Below are 1,525 nucleotides of genomic sequence, written 5' to 3' on the forward strand. Positions count from 1 at the left end.
TTTAGTTATGGGGCGCGCGGCTTTATGCGCGTCCCAGTGAGCGAAGCGAACGACTTAAACTATTTGTTAGGCATTCCTATTCTTTCGATACTCACGATACGCTTCGACAACATAATCAAACCTTTCTCGTTGCTCACTTGATAACGGAGCCTTTTTTGCCTTTCGGAGAATGTCTTTGAACATGTAACCCGAGCGAAAGAAATAAGGTCTACATTCAAGAAAGCAAATTGCTGCTTCCATTGTGACTTGATCTCCTTCACTTAACCGTTTCAATGCGCCATTGAAACCACCTGGAAATGCCAAAGATTGGTATTGGTTATGGAAATCTGAACATGCCTTTAGCCATTCACGGCGCTTGTGCTCGCTTTTATCACGAAATTTCAAAGTTTCGTCAATACGCGCCTTCAGCTGATTGATCCGTTCAGCATTCAGCATTATCTGTTCCGTATAGTGACCCATTTGAATGCCTAACATTTTAGTTATGGGGCGCGCGGCTTTATGCGCGTCCCAGTGAGCGAAGCGAACGACTTAAACTATTTGTTATAAATCTATGTGCCGGCATATTTGAGTTTTTTGTAGAGATTTTTGGCGTCGCCTTTCTGAACAAGTAAAACAGCGCCTGCTATAACCAACACGGTTGGACTGGATAGAATTTGGATATATGTTAGCAGGTTCGTATCTTCAATGAAGCTGACTCTCCATGCATTAATTATTGCATTTGGCATGGAGGATAATCCAGATATCAAAAAATAAGCACCAAGCAATATGTAACCGGACTTCAGTGATAACGCAAATGAACCATTAGTGTCATTGAGGTTATTTAATATGGAATTGCTTATTTTCCACAAGGTCAGCAGCAAGGCTGCCCCCAAAATTAAAGAGCTGATAGAGGACAGAATTGGAACTATTATGCTTGGTGATAACCCTTGGCGCATATCAGGAAGTCCAAAATACAGAGCCCATACTGATGGAATGGCAATTAATATGGAAATAATTGCGTAGATACCTAAAAGCTTAAAACAAATTGCAGAGACTAACTTAGCGTTCATTTGAACTCCATTTTTTATAACATTTTAGTTATGGGGCGCGCGGCTTTATGCGCGTCCCAGTGAGCGAAGCGAACGACTTAAACTATTTGTTATGCATTTCTAAATGAAAAACAATGCAAACCAACTAACAATCAAAGCTAATGGTGGTAACGCGATGCTTAATTGAGCTTGCTTTGACCGAATGCGACTACTGAATAAGATAATGATAAATGTTGAAATCCATAAGACGACTAGGCAGTTTATGGAAATGCCAGCCAAATGGTTTAAACGACTCCACTCTTCAACGTTACCAATGCCAGACTTATCCATGGCTTGGTCTGCTTGCCAATTAAACATGAGAAAGGAGCAGATCAAAAGCACTTGAATAAGCAATGAAAAGTTGAAAATTCTGCTCATTGATTACCTGCATAACATTTTAGTTATGGGGCGCGCGGCTTTATGCGCGTCCCAGTGAGCGAAGCGAACGACTTAAACTA

2 protein-coding genes are annotated in these 1,525 nt (G+C 41.0%); both read right to left on the reverse strand.

Annotated features, from left to right (window positions below; all coding sequences use genetic code 11):
* Positions 1 to 66: 66 nt before the first annotated feature.
* Positions 67 to 435: a hypothetical protein gene (locus ACFOSS_RS09220; protein ID WP_377152041.1), complete on the reverse strand. Its 369-nt coding sequence runs from the start codon at positions 433 to 435 to the stop codon at positions 67 to 69.
* A gap of 113 nt (positions 436 to 548) precedes the next feature.
* Positions 549 to 1,049: a hypothetical protein gene (locus ACFOSS_RS09225; protein ID WP_377152042.1), complete on the reverse strand. Its 501-nt coding sequence runs from the start codon at positions 1,047 to 1,049 to the stop codon at positions 549 to 551.
* Positions 1,050 to 1,525 lie beyond the last annotated feature (476 nt).

The sequence above is a fragment of the Pseudaeromonas sharmana genome (assembly GCF_042649925.1).
GTDB classification, from domain to species: domain Bacteria; phylum Pseudomonadota; class Gammaproteobacteria; order Enterobacterales; family Aeromonadaceae; genus Pseudaeromonas; species Pseudaeromonas sharmana.